This is a genomic window from Streptococcus parasanguinis, assembly GCF_023109675.1.
In the GTDB taxonomy this organism is placed as follows: domain Bacteria; phylum Bacillota; class Bacilli; order Lactobacillales; family Streptococcaceae; genus Streptococcus; species Streptococcus parasanguinis_I.
Genome location: NZ_JALDUR010000013.1, coordinates 17,424 through 39,951, shown reverse-complemented (window position 1 = coordinate 39,951; position 22,528 = coordinate 17,424). Strand labels below are relative to the sequence as shown.

The following is a 22,528-nucleotide window of genomic DNA, read 5'->3' as shown; positions in this document are numbered from 1 at the left end:
TCTGTCCCACTCTCTGAATGTACATTTACTGATTATGCTTCTGACTTCTTTTCGGCCGTTTTGTGAACAGCTTTGATACTAATATTCCCATTGCTGGTCATGACGGCTTTGAGTTGTTTCTCACTTGGATGTTCCAGGTAATAATCGGTAATAGCATCTTCGATATGGTCTTGGATGGTACGACGGAGTGGGCGGGCCCCCATTTTTGGATCGTATCCCAGATCGACCAGTTTTTCTTTGACCTTCTCTGTCACATCCAGATGAATCTCATTTTGTGCGAGACGTTGATTGACTTCATCCAGCATGAGGGTAACGATTTGGAGAAGGTTTTCTTTTGATAGAGGTTGGAATTCAATGATGCCATCAAAACGGTTCATGAATTCAGGGCTAAAGAAGTTACCGAGTTCTCCAAGTACAGAGTTGGTTCGACCTTCGCGAGCAGCTCCAAAACCAACATTGGCCTCAGCTTTGCCGGTTCCAGCATTAGAGGTCATGATGATAATAGTATCTTTAAAGCTGACGGTACGACCTTGACCATCTGTCAAACGGCCATCATCCAAGACTTGCAAGAACATGTGCATGACATCTGGATGGGCTTTTTCCACTTCATCCAATAACACGAGGGAGTAAGGATTGCGACGTACCTTTTCTGTTAGTTGTCCGGCTTCATCGTAGCCAACATAGCCCGGAGGAGCTCCGACTAGTTTCGCTACGCTATGTTTTTCCATGTATTCGCTCATATCAAAGCGGATCATATTGTCTGCAGAGCCAAAGAGCTCGATCGCCAATTGTTTAGACAATTCGGTCTTTCCGACACCGGTTGGTCCGACAAAGAGGAAGCTTCCGATTGGTCGATTTGGAGATCCTAGGCCGACACGATTGCGTCGAATGGCTTTCGCGATTTTATCTACTGCATCATCTTGACCGATCACATGAGCTTTCAAATCAGAAGCCAGATTGATCAATTGAGACTGTTCTTTTTCTTTCAAATCACCAACAGGAATATTGGTCTTTTGTTCAACGATGTGTTCAATAGTTTTTTCACTGATGACAGGGGTTTCCTGATCGGTGACATGTTGACCTTGCATTTCCTTGTATTTCGCGATTTGGTCGCGGAAGTAGGCTGCTTTTTCAAAGTCTTCTTCGCGCGTCGCTTGAGCTTTGAGGTTTTCCGCTTCAATCAAGCGCTGGTCGATCACTTTGGGATCCACGAAGTTTAGGGTCAGGTTCATCTTAGATCCCGCTTCATCCAACAAATCAATGGCCTTGTCTGGCAGGAAGCGATCTTGGATATAGCGGTTTGAAAGAATAGCTGCCGCTTCGATGGCCCCGTCTGTATAGTGGACGTGGTGGTAGTCTTCGTATTTTTTCTGGATGCCCTTGAGGATGGTGATGGTTTCTTCAACCGTTGGTTCATCGACCTTAACGGGCTGCATCCGACGTTCCAAGGCCGCATCTTTTTCAATGATACGGTATTCATTGAGGGTAGTAGCCCCAACTAATTGGAGTTCTCCGCGCGCTAAGGCTGGTTTAAGGATATTTCCAGCATCCATATTGCCCTCACCAGCTGATCCTGCGCCAACAATTTCATGGATTTCGTCGATGAACAGAATAACATCTTCGCGTTGACGAATTTCATCCATTAATTTTTGCATGCGTTCTTCGAATTGACCACGAATGCCTGTGCCCTGAACGAGGCTCACGACATCTAGGCGGATGACTTCTTTTCCTTGCAATTTATGAGGAACGTCGCCATCGACGATTTTTTGAGCCAGGCCTTCCACAACAGCAGTTTTTCCGACCCCAGGCTCTCCAATCAGAACCGGATTGTTCTTGGTTCGACGGTTGAGAATTTCGATGACACGGATAATCTCCTCGTCACGGCCAATGACAGGGTCAATATCCCCTTTGCGGGCAATTTCTGTGACATTGATACCGAACTCTTCTAACAGTCCTTTTGGCTTCTGAGGGCGTGCTTGACGAGGGTCTTGACCGCCACCACGGTTATTGTTTTGGCCGTAGCCGCCACCTCCATAACTGCCTCCGGATTGAGTTGGAGGGGTTTGAGGTTCTTGCGGACTTTGGAAGTTTCCAAGGTTATTGAAGAAATCTTCAAAAGGATCTCCAGTGAGTTGGCTCCGTTGGGTCATGCCTTTCAAGAAGCTGTTATTTGGGTCTGTTTTCATAATTTTATAGCAATTTTGACAGAGGTCTACTTGCTGCTGACGTCCATTTACATTTGTATATAAATGGATGGTTGATTCATTTATTTTACAATTTTGACAAAGCATATACATACCTCACAGTAGGTTTTTGATGGTTTCCCATCAAGAGACGAGCCTATTTTTAAAAGGTCAAAAATAGTCAAAGATTTATAGTTTCATTATATCAGTATTCTAGAAGTTTGCAAGAATTTACTACGGAATGTCGCTAAGGATTGAAGAAGAGAGCAAATCAATGGAAAAATGTGAATTTTTATTGGAAGAGCTTTCTCTTTTATGATAAAATAGTAGAGTAGAAAGTAAAGAGGAGAAATAAAATGGAATCACATTTAGTACGGATTATCAACCGTTTGGAGACGATGACAAAAGACGGTGGAAACTTGAAACGTAATTTTGAACGTGACGGTGTTGTTGTCGCTGAAGTAGCATACAACCACAATGAAGAAGAAGGTTCAACCTTTACACTTCGTGATGTTGAAGCGCGTGAAACCTATACATTTGATAGCATTGATTTAATTGCAATGGAAATTTATGAATTGCTTTACTAAGCAGCTGTGTGGATGAGTTTGGGGTGGTCTCAAGCTCATTTTTTGTCCATCTGGCTATAGTTTTCGTCTATAAGAAATTCTAATTAGGAACAGTTAGGTTTGAGAGTGGAAATCTGCTATAATAGAGAGGACTATTTTCATTACTTGACTAGAAAGAGAATTGATATGACGACACTCATTGATGGGAAGGCGCTCGCTACAAAATTACAGGGTGAGATTGCGAAGAAAACAGCACGATTAAAAGAAGAGACAGGGGTTGTGCCTGGTCTCGTTGTCATCGTGGTAGGAGATAATCCAGCCAGCAAAATCTATGTAAGAAATAAAGAGCGTTCTGCTATTGCGGCAGGCTTTCGGAGTGAAGTGAGACGACTTCCTGAAAGCATCAGCCAAGCTGAATTATTAGAAGTGATCGAACACTACAATCAAGATCCCCTTTGGCATGGGATTTTAGTGCAGTTGCCACTGCCTAAGCATATCGATGCGGATGCAGTCCTTTTAGCCATTGATCCGACAAAAGATGTGGATGGCTTTCATCCATTGAATATGGGACGCTTGTGGGCTGGAAATCCGATTATGGTGCCATCGACTCCCGCTGGTATCATGGAGATGTTCAAAGAGTACGGGATTGATCTAGAAGGGAAGCGAGCAGTCGTGATTGGTCGTTCCAATATCGTTGGAAAACCAATGGCGCAGTTGCTCCTCGCCAAAAATGCGACGGTAACCTTGACCCATTCCCGGACCCATCATCTGCCTAAAATTGCTAGAAGAGCAGATATCTTGGTTGTTGCGATCGGTCGTGCCAAATTTGTAACAGCAGACTTCGTGAAAGAAGGCGCCGTTGTTATTGACGTCGGAATGAATCGCGATGAGAATGGCAAATTGTGTGGGGATGTCGATTTTGACTCTGTTGCACCTTTGGCCAGTCATATTACCCCGGTACCAGGAGGGGTTGGGCCTATGACCGTCACCATGCTGATGGAGCAGACCTACGAAGCAGCTGTTCGTGCCTTAAAAAAATGAAAGTGTGAACAAGATGAAGTTTGTATTTGATTTAGATGGAACCCTGTCATTCGATGGTGTCACAATCGATGATGAAATCAAACAGGTCTTATTGAGAGCAGAAGAATTTGGCCATGAAGTTGCCTTTGCTTCTGCACGTTCTTACCGGGACTGCTTGGGTCTTTTAGGGGACCCATTGAGTCAGCAACTCGTGATAGGCTTAAATGGTGGATTGGCCTATCGCCAGGGGCAATTGGTATATGAGGAACAATTGGACAAGGATGTGTATCGGGAAGTCCTTGGCTTTTGCCGCCATTACAATCTACCATTTTTTGTGGATGATACCTTTGATTATAGCGGACAGATTTTGGAAAAGATTCCTTTTGTTGCTAATGTAGATCCCCTCAAGAAAGCCCAGTATCGTTCATTAGAGGAGCTGACAGATCCGATTAAGGTCGTGATCTATATGGGTGGCCATGAGGAGCTCGTGGATGAGATCATCGAGCGGATCGAAAAGACAGATAAGGCCCATATCCGCTATCATGCGCATGAAAAATGCATCTATCTCAATCCAGCAGACACGCATAAAGCGACAACAGTAGAAGAACTCTGTGGAGAGAATTTCGTGGCTTTTGGCAATGATCAAAATGATATCGAGCTCTTTGAAAAAGCTCTTTATGCAGTTCAGATTGGTGATTTTCCAGCCCTTCAGCCTTATGCGGATGATCAATTGGTAGCCAAACAAAATCAACCACAAGCTGTGGCTGCTAAGATCTTGCAAGTCTTCGCAGAATTCAGAGGAAAATAAAAGAAGGAGGGGGAGTCGTAGCTTCTCCTTTTTCGTTAGAAATGAGGAAGGTATGAGAACAGTTCAGAAAGAAGAGATCCAGCGTGTCATTGCAAAGCGAGAGGCAAGATCTTATAAGGGCGATTTTGGTCGCCTGCTCTTGATTGGGGGGACTTACCCCTATGGGGGAGCCATCATTATGGCGGCGCTTGCTGCGGTTCATAGTGGTGCGGGGCTGGTCACTGTCGCAACAGATCCAGATAATCTGACGGCCCTTCATAGCCATCTTCCTGAGGCCATGGGCTTTGATTTGGCAGATCACGAACTCCTTTGTGAGCAGCTCCAAAAAGCCAGCGTGATTCTTGTAGGACCGGGCTTAAAGGAAGCAACAGAAAACCAAGCAATCTTGCACATGATTTTTGAGCAAGTCTCTAGCCAGCAGGTCTTGATATTAGATGGAGGAGCTATTAGTCTTTTAGTAGCTTCTCAGTTTGACTTGCCAAAGGCTCAGTTGGTCTTTACGCCTCATCAAAAAGAATGGGAAAAACTGTCAGGACTTGATCTAGCTAGCCAAACAGAAGAGAAGAGCCGAGAAGCGGTTCAAAGTTTTCCTCAAGGGACTGTCATTGTAGAAAAAGGGCCTCACACCCGCATTTGGACAAGTGGGCAAGAAGAGGGCTATCAGCTAGATGTTGGTGGTCCCTATCAGGCAACAGGGGGGATGGGGGATACCTTGGCAGGGATGATCGCAGGGTTTGCGGGTCAATTTCCACAGGTCAGTCTCTATGAGCGCGTGGTGGTTGCGACCTATCTACATTCAGCCATTGCAGAAGACTTGAGCAAGGAGGCCTATGTGGTTCTACCGACGACCATCAGCCAAGAAATCCCCAAATGGATGAAGAAGTGGAGTGACAATTCAAACGAAAATGTTGAAAATGAAACGTTTTCATGATAGTATGGATGAAAGGAGGTGAGAAAATGAATGAGCAAAAAAAATCGATTACGATGAAAGATGTTGCAGCAGAAGCTGGGGTTAGTGTTGGGACCGTTTCTCGTGTCATCAATAACGAAAAAGGCATTAAAGAGGTGACATTAAAAAAAGTTCAACAAGCGATTGAAAAACTTTCTTATGTGCCAGATGAATATGCGAGAGGATTAAAAACGAATCGTAGTAATATTATCGCTTTACTTATTCCAACCATTTGGCATCCATTCTTTTCTGAGTTTGCATATCATGTAGAAAAGGAATTGTTGAAAAATCAATGTAAATTATTGATTTGTAATGCAGATAAAGATGCTCAAAACGAGATAGAGTACATAAAATTACTTGAAAAAAATAAGGTAGATGGGATCATTGGGATCACCTATTCAGATATCGATAAGTATATCTCCTCTAATTTACCTTTTGTTAGTATTGACCGTCATTTTTCTGAAAATGTCTATTACGTAACCTCTGAAAATTATCATGGTGGTCAACTGGCTTGCCGAGAGTTAGTCAAACGAGGTTGCCAAAATTTAGCTTACATTAGTGGTGTGAACAAACATTTGAATGAAACAACGGAACGCGGAAGGGGGTTTAAAGATGAAGCTAAACGGCAAAATACAAAAATCTGTAGTCTTGAAATGCCAGAACCGTTAGATCAAGCAGAAAGACAAATTAAGTCTTTTTTCGAAGCTCATCCTCAGATTGATGGGATTTTTACAGTAAATGATTTTATGGCTCTACGTGTTATAAAAGTTTTGACGGAGATGGGAAAAACTCCTCTAGAGGACTATCAAATTATTGGTTTTGATGGCTTAAGACCTGCTTTTGATCAACCGTACTTACTTTCGACCATTGTTCAAGAAATAGCTCAGATGGCCCAAGCGGCAGTAGATTTATTACTCAAATTGATTCGACAAGAAAAAATAGAAAAGAATGTGATTAGTTTGCCCGTACATTTCTTTGAAGGGAACACTACAAAAAAATTATAAAAAGTGCTTGACAAATTATGAAAGCGCTGTTATAATTTAGCTATAAAATGAAACGTTTCAAAAAACTCAACTATTTTAGCTTGAGTTAAAAATATAACCAAAAAATGAAACGTTTCAAAAAGGAGGACGCTATGCGTAAAGGTATTAAGTTATCTGTAGTTGCAGCACTATCATTAGGATTGCTTGCAGGATGTGGTGGGGGATCAAAATCCAAAACTGCAAGTTCTTCAAATGAGATTAAAGTCTGGGTTCAGTTCTCAGATGAAACAGCTGAGGGAAAAGCTTGGCAACAAGTTGTTGATAATTTCAATAAATCAAAGAAAACGAAATATAAGGTTGTGACAGAATTTATTCCACGTAGCGGTAGTGGTGGTGGATATGAAGATAAGGTTAATGCCGCTGTTACGACAAATAGTTTACCAGATGTCATTACACTAGATGGTCCTAATACTGCAGCCTATGCAAAATCAAAAGTGATTGCTCCTTTGGATGATTATCTAAAAGACGATAATATGGATGATGTACTGGACAGTATTAAACAACAGGGAACTTATGATGGTAAATTTTATGCATTTGGTTATTCAGAATCCAATGTAGGTGTTTACTATAATAAGAAAATGTTTAAAGAAGCAGGGATTGACGAAGCTAGTTTACCAACCCTAGAAAAACCATGGACATGGTCTGAGTTTAATGCCATTGCTAAGAAATTAAAAGATCATTTTAACAAACCAGCGATTGATTTCCGTTTGAATTCAAACGATGAGATGTTGCCATATGCTTACATGCCTCTTATTTGGTCAAATGGTGGATCTGTTGTGAATTCTAAAGGAACAAAAGCGGAAGGCTACTTCAATAGCAAGGAAAGTGTTGAAGCTGTTCAATTTATTCAAGATCTTGTGAAGGATGGATATACGACAGTTAGTCCTGTTGAAAAAGGTTTTGAAACCGGTGAATATCCTATGGTTCTGAGCGGTTCTTGGACGATTGCAGACCTACAAACAAATTACAAAGATATTGATTTTGGTATTCTTCCTTATCCAGTTTCAGATAAAACGAAGAAATTGGTATCACCTTCAGGTAGTTGGCAATTAGCCGTTACAACAAAATCTGATAAAAAAGAAGCAGCCGCTGAATTTGTTAAGTTTGCTACAAATACTGAATCTAGTGAAATTCTAAGCTTAGGTAACAGTGTTCTTCCAATCAGAAAATCAACAATTAAAAATATTAAGGACAAAGTATCTGAGCCAATGCGTTTCTTGATGGAACAAAATGCTAAAACGGCTCATGCTCGTCCAGTTGTAGTAGCTTATCCACAAGTTTCACGCGCTTTCCAACAAGCAATGCAAGATATCAGCTATTATAAAGATAATCCAGATGTACAAAAAGTATTAGATGCTCGTGCGAAAGAAATGCAAACAGCAATCGACCAATCTTTAAATAAATAGTTGACATTCAAAAAGGTGGAAGGTAAGTTATGGAATGTACCTTCCACCTTATTTTATTTAATAGTTTCATCTTAGGAGACGAACAATGAGCGAAAAAAATAAAGTCGAAACAAAAAAGAAAGAACGCCTTAAAGAAAATATTATGGGCTATAGCTTTTTAGCTCCAGCTTTAATATTACTTTTCATCTTTTTAGTGATACCTGTTGGTATGGTGATCTATTATGCCTTTACAGATTATTACCTATTAACGCCTGAGGATAGAAAATTTGTAGGACTACAAAATTTTATGCGCTTAGCACAAGATCCAATCTTTATAAAAAGCTTCTTGAATACCTTGAAATTTGTAGTTTGGATTATTCCAGTGCAACTTGGTGCGGCTCTCGGGATGGCCTTAATTGTTAATAAGAAACGTAAAGGAAATATGTTCTTTAAGGTAGCATTTTTTGCTCCTGTTGTGATGTCTCTTGTCGTTATTTCTATCCTCTGGTTATACTTGTTAAATCCAAATAATGGTTTGCTCAATGCTCTACTGAATAAAATTGGTATTTCTTCACAACCATTCTTGACAAGTCCAAAACAAGCCATGTATGCTATTGTATTTGTTTCTGCATGGCAGGGTGCAGGTTATCAAATGTTGTTATTCCTTGGAGGAATGCAAAATATTCCACAAGATATTTATGAGGCGGCAGAGTTGGATGGATTTTCAAAATGGGCTCAATTTAGATATATCACGATGCCTTTATTGAAACCAACTGCCTTGTTTGTACTCTTGACAACATTGATTTCAGCATTTAAATTGATTGTACAACCAATGGTTATGACTCAAGGTGGTCCATTGAACTCAACAATCACTATGGTATATTACATTTATCAACAAGGTTTCACTGACCGTCTTGTTGGTTACTCAAGTTCGATTGCCTTAGTATTTACAACATTGATTGGTATGATTAGTCTTGTACAACGGCGAGTTTTGAAGGAGGATGATTAGGATGAAACGTTTAAAACCGACTACTATTTTAGAATATGTTTTATTAATTCTATTAGCAGGCCTCTTTCTATTTCCTATGATCTGGATGGTGGTTTCAGCAATGAAGCCAGAAGCAGATGTGTATAAGAATTTAACAAGTTGGAAAGCATTCTTACCTAGTTTTAATCCAGCTGATTGGTTTAAACCTTACCAAGAAGTTCTTGCCCGTTTTAGTATTCTAACATATCTAGGGAACAGTATTTTTTATGCAGGAACATTTGCACTTGGGTCTATTATAGTAAACGCCTTAGCGGGATTTGCATTTGCAAAAATTAATTTTACAGGTAAAAAAATTCTGTTTGGCTTTTTATTGGCATTGTTAATCATTCCGATGGAAACAGTGTTGATTCCTCAATTTACAATTATTAATTCACTTGGCTTAGTCAATAATCGTTTAGCGGTTATTATCCCTGGATTAGCTAGTGTCTTTAATATTTATCTTTTCCGAAACTTCTTTATTGCCATTCCAGAAGAAATTATCGAATCTGCAAAAATAGATGGTGCAAGTATCTTACGGATCTTTTTCAAGATTATGTTGCCTATGTCGAAACCGGCGGTTGCAACAGTTGGTGTTCTTTCCTTTATTTCTAGTTGGAATGATTATATCTGGCCGTTGATGGTTTTAACCGATTCGTCAAAATTTTCAATGCAGGTGGCGATTACAACCATTAATACAACTCAACCAGTTTATATCAATCAAGTAATGGCTGTTTTGACAATTTCTACGATTCCACTTATTCTAGTATATATCGTAGCACAAAAATATATTATTCAAGGTCTAGGTGGATCTGGTACAGGTATTAAGTAGGTGATCAGTATGAAGGAAAGCATTCGAAAAGCAAATCAGTATATCGATGAAAACAGGGTAAAGGTTAACCAGCAATATAGAGGAGCATTTCATTTGCTACCTCCAATCGGCTGGATGAACGATCCAAATGGCTTTGTTTATTTCCTTGGGGAATACCATTTGTTTTACCAATTCTATCCCTATGATAGTGTTTGGGGTCCCATGCATTGGGGGCATGCCAAATCAAAAGATCTTCTCCATTGGGAAGAACTGCCAGTAGCTTTAGCGCCAAGTGAAAGCTATGATAAGGATGGCTGCTTCTCGGGTAGTGCTATTGTGAAAGATGACAAGCTCTATTTGCTGTATACGGGTCATGTAGACGATGAGGAAAAGCGAGAAGAGACGCAGTGTCTTGCGGTGTCGACAGATGGCATTACCTTTGAAAAGTTGCCTACTAATCCAGTGATCCATGCTCAACATATTGAGGGGATCGCAGATATTGCAGATTTTCGTGATCCTAAAGTATTTGAATACCAAGGAAACTATTACGCTGTCGTTGCTTCTAAGACGCCAGATGACAGAGGTCAAATTCTCCTATTTGCATCAAGTAATCTAGTAGATTGGACCTTTACATCAGTTCTTTTAGAAGGTGAAAAAGGGCAAGGGATTATGTGGGAGTGTCCCGATTTCTTCCCTTTAGATGGCAAATGGGTCTTGATCCTGTCTCCCATTGAAATGGAAAGGCAGCAAGAAAAATACTGGAATTTAAATTCGACGGTTGCCTTTATCGGTGACATGAATTGGGAAACGGGGCGCTTTCATGTCGATTCCTATGATGAAATCGATGGTGGTTTGGATTTCTATGCCCCTCAAACTTGTCAAGGACCAAATGGCGAACGATACATGGTTGCCTGGATGCAAATGTGGCACCGGTCTATCCCCAGTCATGATTTAGCTCATGGGTGGGCAGGTAGTATGACTCTTCCAAGAAAATTGTCTCTGAAAAACGGACGATTGGTTCAGGGGTTACCTGAGTCAGTGAAAGAACACTTTCTTGTAGAGCATGCGTCAGAAACCATTGTTAAGGCCAATCAGATCACGATCCCAGCGAAAGGGAAACAAACCTTGTTTGAACTAAATGCCAAACCGGGTCGCTCCTTTATCCTAGGTTATGGTGATGAAACTGATCCTGATAGTGTCTTGCAATTGAGTTACGACGCCTCTCAAAAACGCTTTAGCTTAAGTCGAGACCAATTTGGGCACCCAATTTCTGGAAAAGAAAATCCAGCATTTCAATCGAGATGGATTCAGTTGGATGCTGAAAAAGATCATCATTTTTCGATCATTCGCGATACCAACTCAATTGAAGTATTCGTTGATGGTAAAACTCTCTCGATGACCTTTTATGAAACGAGTCAAAATCCCGTCTATACCCTCACGGCAGATGAAGGGATCGATTGGGTCGTAAAAACCTATCAAAAATAGGAAATCAATAGCCTCCTAAAGAAAAAAAGACAAGTTCTATGACTTGTCTTTTGTATTAGGAAAGAATGGAAGCGAGGAGTCCTCCCAGAATGAGGATGATAGCACCGCTCAGTCGGTTGGCCATTTGGGCGAAGGCGATCATTTCCATACGATCAGATGCGGAGAGAACAGCGATATTTCCGGTTCCTCCCATCGAGTTATTGATCATACCAGATCCGATAGCAGTCTCGACTGGATACAATCCAACCAGTTTTCCGATCAAAGCAGAAGCAAGCCCCATAGCTAGAACAGAGGTCAAGCTTAGGAGAATGAATTGCCAGGTCATCGCCATAGCTAGAGTTGAAAGGTCAATCAAGGAAAGACCAATCCCAGCTAGGACTGCATGGGTGAGGTTGGTCATAATGACTTGGTTGAACATAACCACACAGTTTTCCAAAGGTTTTGGGACAGCATTGAAAGCTTTCAGGATAAAGACGATGATAATCATGAAGGCATAACTGTGGATTTTTGGAACAAAGGCATTGCAGATGACCCCGATAAGAAAAATACTAAAGGCAAACATCATTCCAACTCCGATTTGGGTCGGATCAAGTATGAGTTTTTCTTTCTTCAATTCATCTTTATTGACGGGAATCAAGACACCGTGACCATTGTAAGGACTGTCTGCAAAGATTTTGACGATCAAAACAGCTCCAATGATGGCAAGGATATTACCAAGTGTGGTAGCGGGTGCCAATTGAGAGAAGATGGCTGCTTGGCTTCCATGGAGATTAGCAGCGTATATCTTTGAAAGAGGCAGGATTCCAGCTCCCATTCCTCCGACCATTTGTGGGAAGGAAACATAGAGAATCGAATGTCCAAATCCTTGTCCCAAAAGGCTTCCAACGATCCCAACAGAGAGAGCCCCAATGACCATGGTGACCAAGGAAACAGGAATAAAGCGAGCAGAAGCTTTTACCAAGAGATTGCGATTCATCCCTAGAATAGCCCCACAAATCAAGGCTGCGATATAAAAATCCAGAAAGCCAAAGGAATCTCCCAAAAAGCCCTTGGTAGCTGTGATGATGTTTGCCGGAATAACATGGAAGGTCGCTAGAAGAGTAGCTCCTAGTAAGGTGAAGACGGATCCTCCACCTAGGTAAGAATTCATAATTGGCAGTTTCTCACCGATAAAGTAGAGAAGATGCCCCATGACGACCAAAAGGAGGGTTAGTCCAAGCATATTGAGTGGGAGTTTCCCCATAGCAATCGTCACCGAAAGAACGATGACGATGAATGCATATAGAGGAAGACTGACACCGGAAATGTTGATTTCATTCAATTTTTTCATGGTTGTTCAGTCAGCTCCTTATTAGTATTTAGGATACCATTTAAGGTCACGTACAGCTTTGGCCATATCTGTTTCTTTAGCTTGTGCAAGCCCTTGTTCTTGAGCTTTCTTGGCAACAGCTTCTGCTACCTTGATAGACACGTCAGCTACATATTGGAATGGTGGAAGGACTGGAGCACCTGGTTGACCTGGATTGACGATGCCTGACAATGAGTGAGCAGCTGCCCCGATCATTTCATCTGTCAACAATTTGGCTTCAGAGGCCAACATACCAAGACCAAGCCCTGGGTAGATCAAAGCGTTATTGGCTTGACCGATTTCGTAGTCCACACCTTTGTAGCTGATGGTTCCTGAAGGGACACCGGTAGCGACAAAGGCTTTACCGTCTGACCATTCAATGACTTGTTGGGCTGTTGCTTCCAATTTCTTGGTTGGGTTAGAAATTGGGAAGATCACTGGGCGTTCAGTGTTTTCACACATGGCTTCAACCACTTCTTTAGTGAAGGCACCTGGGTTTGTAGAAGTTCCGACCAAGATTGTTGGTTTCACTGTTTTGATCACTTCAAGAAGATTGGTCATATCGCCTTTACCTTCGAAGTCAGCACGTTTTTTAGCAAATGGTTTTTGAGCTGGCGTCAAATCTTCCATATCGTCAAACAAAAGACCTTGTTTATCGATCATGAAGAAACGTTTGTAAGCTTCTTCTGGAGAAAGTCCTTCAGCAACCATTTCAGCGTGAACACGGTCTGCGATACCAGCACCAGCAGAACCACCACCATAGCAAAGGTAAACTTGGTCTGTCAATTTTTCACCAGTGATATCCATCGCTCCAAAGATACCACCCAAGACAACGATCCCAGTTCCTTGAATATCATCGTTGAAAGTTGGAATTTCTTTCTTGTAACGGTTCAAGATATCAGCCGCATTTGAACGACCAAAGTCTTCCCAGTGAAGGTACAATTTAGGGAAAAGTTTTCCAGCTGTTTGAACGAATTGATCGATAAAGGCATCGTATTTTTCACCACGAACACGTTCATGACGGTTCCCCAGATACATTGGATTGTTTAACAATTCTTCACGGTTGGTACCAGCATCGATGACAAGAGGCATAACGCAAGCTGGATCAATTCCGGCTGCAGCCGTGTAGACCATGAGTTTTCCGACAGAGATGTCAACCCCTTGGACACCCCAGTCACCAATACCGAGGATTCCTTCTGCGTCAGTTGCAACGATCAAGCGGATATCGTGATCGCCAGCCGCATTTTTCAACGTTTCTTCGATATTTTCTGGGTGGTTAATATCAAGGTAAGCGGCATATTGTGGGTCTACAAATAGTTCAGAATATTGTTCAATGGTGTCTGCGATCACTGGATCATAGACGATTGGGTTGAACTCAACGATGTGATGGTTAAAGAGGTAGTAGAAAAGAGTACGGTTTGTATTGAAAATTTCCATCAAGAAAAGACGTTTTTCAAGGTCTGATGGTTTGCGCAAGAAATGTTGATAAGCTTGTTCAGCTTGTTCTTCGATGCTTTGAACATAGGGAGGAAGAAGACCGATCAGGCCAAGTTCTTTACGTTCTTCCATTGTGAAAGCAGTTCCTTTATTTAAGAAAGGATTGTTTAAAATTTCATGTGATTTCATTGCGAAATACTCCTCATAAATAATTTATCTGTAAGATTTTTTCTCACGCAAGCCATTATAGTCTTCGGTAATTCTTATAGTCAACTTCCCTTGTCCTTATAAAAAAATTTTATAAGTAAGAGTTTTGTGTTAGAATGAAGGAAATGGAAATTGTAGAAATAGAGGGATAGAGATGAATATCCGAGACTTGGAATATTTTTATCAACTGTCGAAATTAAAGTCTTATACAGATGTGGCGCATTATTTTCAAGTGAGTCAACCGACTGTGACTTATGCCATCAAGCGTTTAGAGGATCACTATGCTTGCCAGTTGGTAGAAAAATCGTCTTCAAATCGTGTCTTGCACCTAACTCAGCCGGGGAAGGTTTTAGCCAATCACGCGCGAGAAGTTTTAATCGAAATCGAAAAGACAGAAAAAGCTGTTGAACGCAGTAAAAAGAATCTGTTGCGCATTGGACTACCGCCATTGATCACTAGCGATATCATGAAAAAATTTGGGACACATGATGAAGAGCTTGAGATTTTTCGTCAATCGCAATTGGTGCAATTAGGTTCCAGGGATTTGATGCGATTGTTGGTGCGTGGTGATTTAGATTTTAGTCTATTGGGAAGCTTAGAGCCTATCTCGCACGCGCATTTGACCAGTCAGCTTCTGTATAAAAAAGAATTTTTTGTGATTGTTTCAAAGGATCATCCACTAGCAAATCGCAAGGAAATTTCTTTTAAAGAGGTGTTAGAGGAGACCTTCATTCTGTTAGATGAGCATCATGTCCACATGACGGCTTTTAAACGCTTAAATGCTCGCTTTGATGATTTGGCCCAGTCTACTGTTGTCTTGACCGATTCCAACTTGGTCTTGAGTTTCATCGAAGAAAATTTGGGAATTGGCCTCATGACCGATCTGACTCTCTTTCCAGAATATCCAAATCTTGTCAAAATTCCGCTGGTTGAAGAGGAAAAAACAGTCTTCTATATTAGTTATGCCTATCCAAATGAAGGGGAACCCCAAGCGCTTCTTAGCTCCTTTATTGAACGGTTGGAGAAGTGTGAAAAATAAGGAAGCGGGTGTCAAACAGACAAATAGAAAGTGTCTTGAATAAAATGAGGCTTGTAGAGAAAGGAAATTCATGATTTCGCTTTGTCTGCCAGCCTTTTTTGGTGTTTTTTGGTATAATTAAACTTGATCATATTCTGCAGAAAGGAGTTCCTATGTCCAACTATTTATCCGTATCAAGTTTGACCAAATATTTGAAATTAAAATTTGATAAGGATCCCTATTTGGAAAGGGTTTATCTGACAGGGCAGGTCTCCAATTTCCGAAAACGTCCCAACCACCAGTATTTTTCATTAAAGGATGAAAAAGCGGTTATTCAGGCGACGGTCTGGGCTGGGGTTTATCGAAGCTTTGGTTTTGAGCTAGAAGAAGGCATGAAGATCAACGTCATCGGTCGTATTCAGCTCTATGAGCCAAGTGGGAGTTATTCCATTGTCATTGAAAAGGCTGAACCAGATGGGGTAGGGGCCTTGGCCATCCAATTTGAGCAACTCAAGAAAAAGTTGACCGAAGAAGGTCTCTTTCAGGATCGGTGGAAGCAAGCTCTGCCACAATTTTCAAGAAAGATCGGGGTCATCACCAGTCAAAGTGGGGCCGTGATTCGCGATATTATCACAACGGTGAGCCGACGCTTCCCTGGTGTAGAGATTGTGCTCTACCCGACCAAGGTTCAGGGTGAAGGCGCATCTAGTGAGGTGGTTGCTAATATTCAAAGGGCCAACCAACGGGATGATTTGGATGTCTTGATTATCGGTCGTGGGGGTGGTTCGATTGAAGACCTCTGGGCCTTTAATGAAGAAGCAGTGGTGCGAGCCATTTTTGAATCGCGGATTCCGATTATCTCCAGTGTTGGACATGAGACAGATACGACTCTAGCCGATTTTGTAGCAGACCGACGAGCTGCTACTCCGACAGCCGCTGCTGAATTGGCTACTCCAGTAACCAAATTGGATCTCTTGTCCCATTTACAAAAGCAGGAAAATCGTATGGCAACAGCTATGTCCAATCGCTTGGCCTATAATCGTGAACGCTTGGCCAAATTAAGTCAATCGGTTATTTTTAGACAGCCTGAAAGACTCTATGATGGCTACCTGCAAAAGATTGACCAGTTGCAATTGCGCTTGAAACAAGGGATGCGTGATACTTATGGACAAGGGGCCAATCAGCTGCAAGGTCTGCGTCATCGCCTAGAAGCTATGTCTCCTTTTCATCGCATCGAGCGCTACCAAGATCGCCTGCTCCAAGATAAGAGAATCTTAACCAACCGAATGGAACAAGTCCTAAAAGAGCAAAAGATCAAAGTGCAAGGCTTATCAGAAGCCCTCTTGATGCTCGATACCAGTCGGATTATTGCGCGTGGCTATGCCATGGTTAAGCAAGACGATCAGGTTCTAGATTCGGTTGCGAACGTAACAGAAGGGGACCCGCTGTCACTCATCATGAGAGATGGCCAGTTAGAAGTAGAGGTAAAACATGTCGAAAGAAAAGAAATTTGAAGAAAACTTAGCAGATTTGGAAGCCATTGTCCAAAAATTGGAAAGTGGTGATGTGGCTTTAGAAGAAGCTATTACAGAATTCCAAAAAGGAATGAAGTTGTCAAAAGAATTGCAAGATACCTTGGATCAAGCAGAGAAAACCTTGGTCAAGGTCATGCAAGCAGATGGTACTGAAGCGGATCTAGCATGAGACAAGAAGAAAAACGAAATAGAGTAGAGCAAGCAGTTCGCTCTTTTTATGAGGCGAAAGCCGTCGCCCCCCATTTAGTGGAGTCGGTCCTGTATTCGATCCAGGCAGGCGGAAAACGCCTGCGCCCCTTGCTCCTTCTAGAATTATTAGAGGCCTTTGGACAGGAATTGACGGAGGCTCACTTTCAAGTGGCAGGAGCTTTAGAGATGATCCATACAGGAAGCCTTATTCACGATGATCTGCCTGCCATGGACAATGATGATTACCGTCGGGGGCAATTGACCAATCATAAGAAATTCGGAGAAGACCTGGCGATTTTAGCAGGGGATGCGCTTTTTCTCGATCCCTTTGGGATGATTGCTGCGAGTGCCCTTTCAGATGCGGTCAAGGTCTCTTTGATCCTTGAATTGTCAGATGCTTCCGGTAGTCGTGGAATGGTAGCTGGCCAAGTCCTTGATATGGAGGGAGAACACAAACAGCTCACGCTAGCAGAGTTGCAAACCATCCATGCCAATAAGACAGGACGCCTCCTTGCCTATCCTTTTATCGCAGCAGGTTTGATTTTAGAGTTGCAAGCAGACTTTGCTCAGCTCTTAGAAAAAATTGGGAAAAAATTAGGCCTGGCTTTTCAAGTACGGGATGATATTTTGGATCTGGTCGCTGATTTTGAAGCTTTGGGGAAGACCCCTCAAAAGGACTTAGTGGCTGAAAAATCGACCTATCCAGCCCTGTTGGGATTGGAAGAATCAAAAGCTTTGCTGACAAGTGAATTAGACGCTTGCGAGGACTTGTTGGATCAGATTACAGCTGCTTGTGACTTTGATCCGCGAGCGATCAAGAAATTAATAGAAGGATTACGAATAGATGGCTAAGGAAAGAGTGGATGTATTAGCCTATAAACAAGGCCTATTTGATACCCGCGAACAAGCCAAAAGAGGGGTGATGGCAGGTCTTGTCGTTGCCGTTATCAATGGTGAGCGCTTCGATAAACCGGGTGAAAAAATTGATGAAGCAACCGAGTTGAAATTAAAAGGCGAAAAGCTCAAATATGTCAGCCGGGGCGGTCTTAAATTAGAAAAAGCCCTGAACCAATTCGGTTTATCTGTAGAGGATAAAATTGCGATTGATATTGGAGCTTCTACAGGTGGCTTTACAGATGTCATGCTGCAAAACGGAGCCAGCCAGGTCTTTTCGGTGGATGTCGGGACCAATCAGTTGGCCTGGAAATTGCGCAATGATCCTCGGGTGGTCTCGATGGAACAGTTCAATTTCCGCTATGCCGAGCCAGATGATTTTGAAGCGACACCGAGCTTTGCGAGTATCGATGTCAGCTTTATTTCCTTGGACTTGATTCTGCCAGCCCTTCACCGGATTTTGGCAGATAATGGACAAGTCGTGGCCTTGGTGAAACCTCAGTTTGAGGCAGGACGCGAACAGATCGGGAAAAATGGGATCATTAAGGATCCTAAGATTCATTTAGCCGTTCTTGAAAAGGTCGCTGCTTTTGCAGGGACACATGGCTTTGCGGTAATGGGAGTAGATTATTCCCCTATCCAAGGAGGCCATGGCAACATCGAATTTTTGATGTATCTAGAAAAAAAAGAAGAGAAAACAAAGCCAACTACAGAGCAGCTGGAGGCTGTTGTGGAGCTGGCACACAAGGAATTTAAACATGAAGAGTAAGAATATTAGATTAGAAAAAATTCGCCGCTTCATTCGCGATCATGAAGTGGGGACGCAAGAAGAGATCGTCGAACATTTAAAAGAAGAAGGCATCTCAGCAACCCAAGCGACGGTATCACGGGATATCAAAGAATTGGGCATCGTAAAACGCCCTCTAAAAGACATGACCTATGTCTATGAATTGCCACGTAAGCACCACCAAGGGATCGGGATGATTGAAAGCAATATCTTGTCTCATCGTCGCATGGGAGAATATGTCAATTTCACTATGGTTCCAGGGACTGCTCCTTTAGTCAAACGTCGCTTGCGGGAGATTTATAAGGAGCATATCTTTAGTATTGTTGCAGATGATGATACGATCTTACTGATCGCCTATTCCGCACCAGAAGCAGAGAATATCCTCAAATCAATCTTTGGGTGGTAAGAGCCTATGCTATTAGAAATTTCGATTAAGAACTTTGCCATTATCGAAGAGATTTCCTTAAATTTTGAAAAGGGAATGACGGTACTGACAGGGGAAACAGGTGCTGGTAAATCCATCATCATCGATGCCATGAACATGATGCTGGGAAGCCGCGCAACGACGGATGTCATCCGACACGGAGCCCCAAAAGCGGAAATCGAAGGGCTCTTTACCGTTGAGAGTAATCGCCACTTGACGGCTCTCTTTGAAGAGCAAGGACTAGAGTGGACCGATGAATTGATCATTCGCCGAGAGATCTTGCAAAATGGACGAAGTGTCAGCCGGATCAATGGTCAGATGGTGAATTTGTCTGTTTTAAAGGCGGTCGGGCAACATTTGGTGGATATCCATGGCCAGCATGATCAGGAAGAGCTGATGCGGCCCCAATTGCATATCGCTATGCTAGATGAATTTGGAGATGCAGCCTTTTTCCAAACCAAAGACGCTTATCGTCAGACCTTTGAAGATTACAAACGCCTGCGCAAACAAGTGGTGGAACTCCAGCGCAATCAGCAGGAAAACAAGGCCCGCATTGAGATGTTGGAGTTTCAAATTGCAGAGATTGAGGCAGCTGCCTTGGAAGTGGATGAGGACCTGCGTCTGGAGCAAGAACGCCAACGCCTGCTCAATCACAAGATGATTGCAGATACCCTAACCAATGCCTATACCATGCTGGATGCAGAAGAATTTTCGAGCCTCTCCAATGTGCGCTCAGCCATGAATGATCTGGAAAGCATTGAAGAATATGATCCCAGCTACAAAGAGCTCTCAGGCCAGTTATCGGAAACCTTCTATGCCCTTGAGGATATTACCAAGCGCTTAGAAGATGTGGTCGATGGTCTGGAGTTTGATGGCAATCGCCTCATGCAGGTGGAATCACGACTGGATTTGATCCACTCGATCACGCGCAAGTATGGTGGCCAAGTCAAGGATGTCTTGGAATACCTGGCGCAAATCACCAAAGAATATAGCCTCCTCACCGGAAGTGACCTCTCGTCTGAGGACTTGGAAAAAGAACTCAAACGTCTAGAAAAGAGCTTGGTCACCTTGGCTCAAGACTTGAGTGATCAGCGGCATGCCCTAGCCCAAGCCTTGGAAAATGAAATCCAGCAAGAATTGGCAGATCTCTACATGGACAAGGCGCGCTTCCAAGTGCGTTTTAGCAAGGCTAAGTTTAATCGTGAGGGAAATGAAGCTGTCGAATTTTACATTTCGACCAACCCAGGTGAGGACTTTAAACCCCTTGTCAAGGTAGCATCCGGCGGAGAATTGTCACGCTTGATGTTGGCTATTAAGTCGGCTTTTTCTCGAAAAGAAGGAAAAACTAGTATCGTCTTTGACGAGGTGGATACAGGGGTCTCTGGTCGCGTGGCTCAAGCCATCGCAGCGAAAATTCATAAGATTGGTCAAAATGGCCAAGTGCTTGCCATTTCTCACCTGCCTCAAGTCATCGCTGCAGCAGATTATCAATTCTATATTGAGAAAATCAGTGATGAACACTCAACTGTCTCTACTGTGCGTTTGCTCAATAGAGAAGAACGAATCGAAGAAATTGCCAAGATGCTGGCAGGAGAGGATCTAACGGAAGCTGCCCGTCAACAAGCAGAGCAACTTCTCAAGCGTTAAGAGAAAGAAGGTTTGAAACAATGTCAAGATACTTTGTAGTCGGAGATATTCACGGAAAAGCACAAATGCTAGAAGAGCTCATGACAGAGTGGGATGGAAAAGCTCAATTGGTCTTTTTAGGGGATTTGATAGATCGAGGCGAAAATGGCAAACGATCAATTGAAATCGTAAAGGACTACGTAGACCATCACGGAGCGGTTTGCCTTTCCGGGAATCACGAGTACATGTTTTTAGCCTGGTTGGACAATCCAGAAGAGCGTTATGATCACTACCGAAGAAATGGTGGCGATACGACCATCAACTCTCTGTTAGGCCGGCCGCTCGATGCTCCTGTAGATGGGATTGCGGATGCGCAAGCAGTAGAAAATGTCGTTCCTGACTTGGTGGCCTTCATCCGCAGTTTGCCCTTTGACTACGAGACAGAAACCTATTACTTTGTTCACGCTGGTGTGGATCTAACCCTTGAAAATTGGCGAGAAACCAGTGATTACCAAAAGGTCTGGATCCGAAAACCATTCCATGAAGCGGAGAATCATACAGGCAAATGTATCGTCTTTGGCCATACACCAGTCTATGGACTGCTCAATGAGCCAGTCGGCACCGAAAATCTTTGGATTTCAGATCAGAAAATGGGCGTCGATGGGGGCGCTGTCTTTGGTGGAGTCCTCCATGGATTGCTCTTGGATGATCAAGGCATTGTCCATGACCATGTCCTTCATAATACAGGTTTTTCTGCCGCAGACGACTGAGGAGGCAGGAATGGATATCTTTCACTGCAAAACCCCGTGTTTTTTGATATAATGAAAGCAGAACATTCTAGGAAGAGTATAGGAATATATGGCAAATATTAAAATAGTTACAGACTCATCTATTACAATTGAGCCTGAAGTGGTTGAAGAATATGGCATTACGATTGTGCCGCTTTCTGTTATGGTGGATGGAGTCCTTTATTCTGACAGTGAGTTGGGTGAAGGGGACTTCTTGCGCTTAATGCAGTCTAGCAAAAATCTTCCAAAGACCAGCCAACCACCCGTTGGAGTTTTTGCGGAAATTTATGAAAAGTTAGCAGCAGACGGAGCTCATATCGTTTCGATTCATATGTCTCATGCCTTGTCAGGAACAGTAGAGGCGGCACGTCAAGGAGCAACCTTGTCAGGAGCAGAAGTGACTGTGATTGATAGTGGCTTTACAGACCAAGCCATGAAGTTCCAAGTCGTTGAAGCAGCCAAGTTGGCCAAAGAAGGAGCTGATTTAGACACTGTCTTGGCTCGCATCGAAGAAGTCAAAGAAAAGACAGAGTTGTATATCGGTGTTTCTACCTTGGAAAATCTGGTTAAAGGTGGGCGCATTGGCCGTGTTACAGGACTTTTGAGCTCCCTTCTCAATATCCGTGTCGTGATGCAAATGAAGGACCATCAGTTAGAACCAATCGTCAAAGGGCGCGGTAACAAGACCTTTAAGAAATGGTTGGATGAATTGGTAGAGAATCTTTCCCATAGTAAGGTGGCTGAGATCGGGATTTCTTACGCAGGGGCACCAGAGTGGGCCAATGAAATGAAGGCTCAGTTGCAATCGTTCGTTGAAAATGCTATCCCAGTTCTCGAGACTGGATCGATTATCCAAACCCATACAGGTGAGAATGCATTTGCAGTTTTGGTGCGCTACGAATAAGCTGAATAAATGTTTGAAAAAACAGGTTTAGTACTTGACCTAAAGGCTTTTTTTAGATATTATAGTACTGTTAAGGCGTAAAGCCTAAAAAAATTTG

At 42.6% G+C, this 22,528-nt stretch carries 21 protein-coding genes; 18 read left to right on the top strand and 3 right to left on the bottom strand.

Annotated elements, in window-relative coordinates; all coding sequences use genetic code 11:
• Positions 1-32: 32 nt before the first annotated feature.
• Positions 33-2,291 (bottom strand): ATP-dependent Clp protease ATP-binding subunit, encoded by a 2,259-nt coding sequence (locus M1G14_RS08880; RefSeq protein WP_049498371.1) that lies wholly within the window; start codon positions 2,289-2,291, stop codon positions 33-35.
• Between the two features lie 248 nt (positions 2,292-2,539).
• Between M1G14_RS08880 and M1G14_RS08875 the strand changes: the two genes are divergently transcribed.
• From M1G14_RS08875 to M1G14_RS08835, 9 genes are all read left to right on the top strand, one after another.
• Entirely contained in the window at positions 2,540-2,770 is a 231-nt protein-coding gene (locus M1G14_RS08875; protein ID WP_003005989.1) for a DUF1797 family protein, read from the top strand.
• Between the two features lie 165 nt (positions 2,771-2,935).
• Positions 2,936-3,790 (top strand): bifunctional methylenetetrahydrofolate dehydrogenase/methenyltetrahydrofolate cyclohydrolase, encoded by an 855-nt coding sequence (locus M1G14_RS08870; protein WP_049522594.1) that lies wholly within the window; start codon positions 2,936-2,938, stop codon positions 3,788-3,790.
• A 13-nt stretch (positions 3,791-3,803) separates the two neighbouring features.
• Positions 3,804-4,577 (top strand): HAD-IIB family hydrolase, encoded by a 774-nt coding sequence (locus tag M1G14_RS08865; RefSeq protein ID WP_049487481.1) that lies wholly within the window; start codon positions 3,804-3,806, stop codon positions 4,575-4,577.
• 52 nt (positions 4,578-4,629) lie between these two features.
• Entirely contained in the window at positions 4,630-5,508 is an 879-nt protein-coding gene (locus M1G14_RS08860) for an NAD(P)H-hydrate dehydratase (RefSeq protein WP_049522595.1), read from the top strand.
• Between the two features lie 26 nt (positions 5,509-5,534).
• Positions 5,535-6,530, top strand: coding sequence for a LacI family DNA-binding transcriptional regulator (locus M1G14_RS08855; protein ID WP_049486564.1), 996 nt, complete (start codon positions 5,535-5,537; stop codon positions 6,528-6,530).
• A 131-nt stretch (positions 6,531-6,661) separates the two neighbouring features.
• On the top strand, positions 6,662-7,975 hold the full coding sequence (locus tag M1G14_RS08850) for an ABC transporter substrate-binding protein (RefSeq protein ID WP_041826251.1): 1,314 nt from the start codon (positions 6,662-6,664) through the stop codon (positions 7,973-7,975).
• An 85-nt stretch (positions 7,976-8,060) separates the two neighbouring features.
• Entirely contained in the window at positions 8,061-8,963 is a 903-nt protein-coding gene (locus M1G14_RS08845; RefSeq protein ID WP_014712989.1) for a carbohydrate ABC transporter permease, read from the top strand.
• Position 8,964: 1 nt separating this feature from the next.
• Positions 8,965-9,810, top strand: coding sequence for a carbohydrate ABC transporter permease (locus M1G14_RS08840; protein ID WP_161800641.1), 846 nt, complete (start codon positions 8,965-8,967; stop codon positions 9,808-9,810).
• A gap of 9 nt (positions 9,811-9,819) precedes the next feature.
• Positions 9,820-11,274 carry a glycoside hydrolase family 32 protein gene (locus M1G14_RS08835; RefSeq protein ID WP_049522596.1) on the top strand — a complete coding sequence of 485 codons (1,455 nt, stop codon included), beginning with the start codon at positions 9,820-9,822 and terminating at the stop codon, positions 11,272-11,274.
• Between the two features lie 55 nt (positions 11,275-11,329).
• Here M1G14_RS08835 and M1G14_RS08830 read toward each other — a convergent pair whose 3' ends face one another.
• Positions 11,330-12,604, bottom strand: coding sequence for a 2-hydroxycarboxylate transporter family protein (locus M1G14_RS08830; protein ID WP_049522597.1), 1,275 nt, complete (start codon positions 12,602-12,604; stop codon positions 11,330-11,332).
• Positions 12,605-12,625: 21 nt separating this feature from the next.
• The gene (locus tag M1G14_RS08825; RefSeq protein WP_247926522.1) at positions 12,626-14,248 is read right to left on the bottom strand and encodes a malolactic enzyme; all 1,623 of its coding nucleotides are present in this window, start codon (positions 14,246-14,248) and stop codon (positions 12,626-12,628) included.
• A gap of 172 nt (positions 14,249-14,420) precedes the next feature.
• Here M1G14_RS08825 and M1G14_RS08820 point away from each other — a divergent pair, with 172 nt between their 5' ends.
• From M1G14_RS08820 to M1G14_RS08780, 9 genes are all read left to right on the top strand, one after another.
• Complete coding sequence (locus tag M1G14_RS08820) at positions 14,421-15,305, top strand: LysR family transcriptional regulator (RefSeq protein ID WP_049522599.1); 885 nt, start codon at positions 14,421-14,423, stop codon at positions 15,303-15,305.
• A 152-nt stretch (positions 15,306-15,457) separates the two neighbouring features.
• On the top strand, positions 15,458-16,798 hold the full coding sequence (gene xseA, locus M1G14_RS08815; RefSeq protein ID WP_049522600.1) for an exodeoxyribonuclease VII large subunit: 1,341 nt from the start codon (positions 15,458-15,460) through the stop codon (positions 16,796-16,798).
• Positions 16,776-16,988, top strand: a complete 213-nt coding sequence (locus M1G14_RS08810) for an exodeoxyribonuclease VII small subunit (protein ID WP_003006013.1) — start codon at positions 16,776-16,778, stop codon at positions 16,986-16,988. Before xseA ends, M1G14_RS08810 begins: the two co-directional genes overlap by 23 nt.
• Positions 16,985-17,860: a polyprenyl synthetase family protein gene (locus M1G14_RS08805; RefSeq protein ID WP_049498162.1), complete on the top strand. Its 876-nt coding sequence runs from the start codon at positions 16,985-16,987 to the stop codon at positions 17,858-17,860. Before M1G14_RS08810 ends, M1G14_RS08805 begins: the two co-directional genes overlap by 4 nt.
• Positions 17,853-18,671, top strand: coding sequence for a TlyA family RNA methyltransferase (locus tag M1G14_RS08800; protein ID WP_045759179.1), 819 nt, complete (start codon positions 17,853-17,855; stop codon positions 18,669-18,671). Before M1G14_RS08805 ends, M1G14_RS08800 begins: the two co-directional genes overlap by 8 nt.
• Entirely contained in the window at positions 18,661-19,095 is a 435-nt protein-coding gene (locus tag M1G14_RS08795; RefSeq protein WP_003006022.1) for an arginine repressor, read from the top strand. The genes M1G14_RS08800 and M1G14_RS08795 overlap by 11 nt, the downstream gene beginning before the upstream one ends.
• A 6-nt stretch (positions 19,096-19,101) precedes the next feature.
• Positions 19,102-20,760: a DNA repair protein RecN gene (gene recN / locus M1G14_RS08790; RefSeq protein ID WP_024055582.1), complete on the top strand. Its 1,659-nt coding sequence runs from the start codon at positions 19,102-19,104 to the stop codon at positions 20,758-20,760.
• Between the two features lie 20 nt (positions 20,761-20,780).
• Entirely contained in the window at positions 20,781-21,509 is a 729-nt protein-coding gene (locus M1G14_RS08785) for a metallophosphoesterase (protein ID WP_049522601.1), read from the top strand.
• A gap of 88 nt (positions 21,510-21,597) precedes the next feature.
• Positions 21,598-22,431: a DegV family protein gene (locus tag M1G14_RS08780; protein ID WP_049522602.1), complete on the top strand. Its 834-nt coding sequence runs from the start codon at positions 21,598-21,600 to the stop codon at positions 22,429-22,431.
• Positions 22,432-22,528 lie beyond the last annotated feature (97 nt).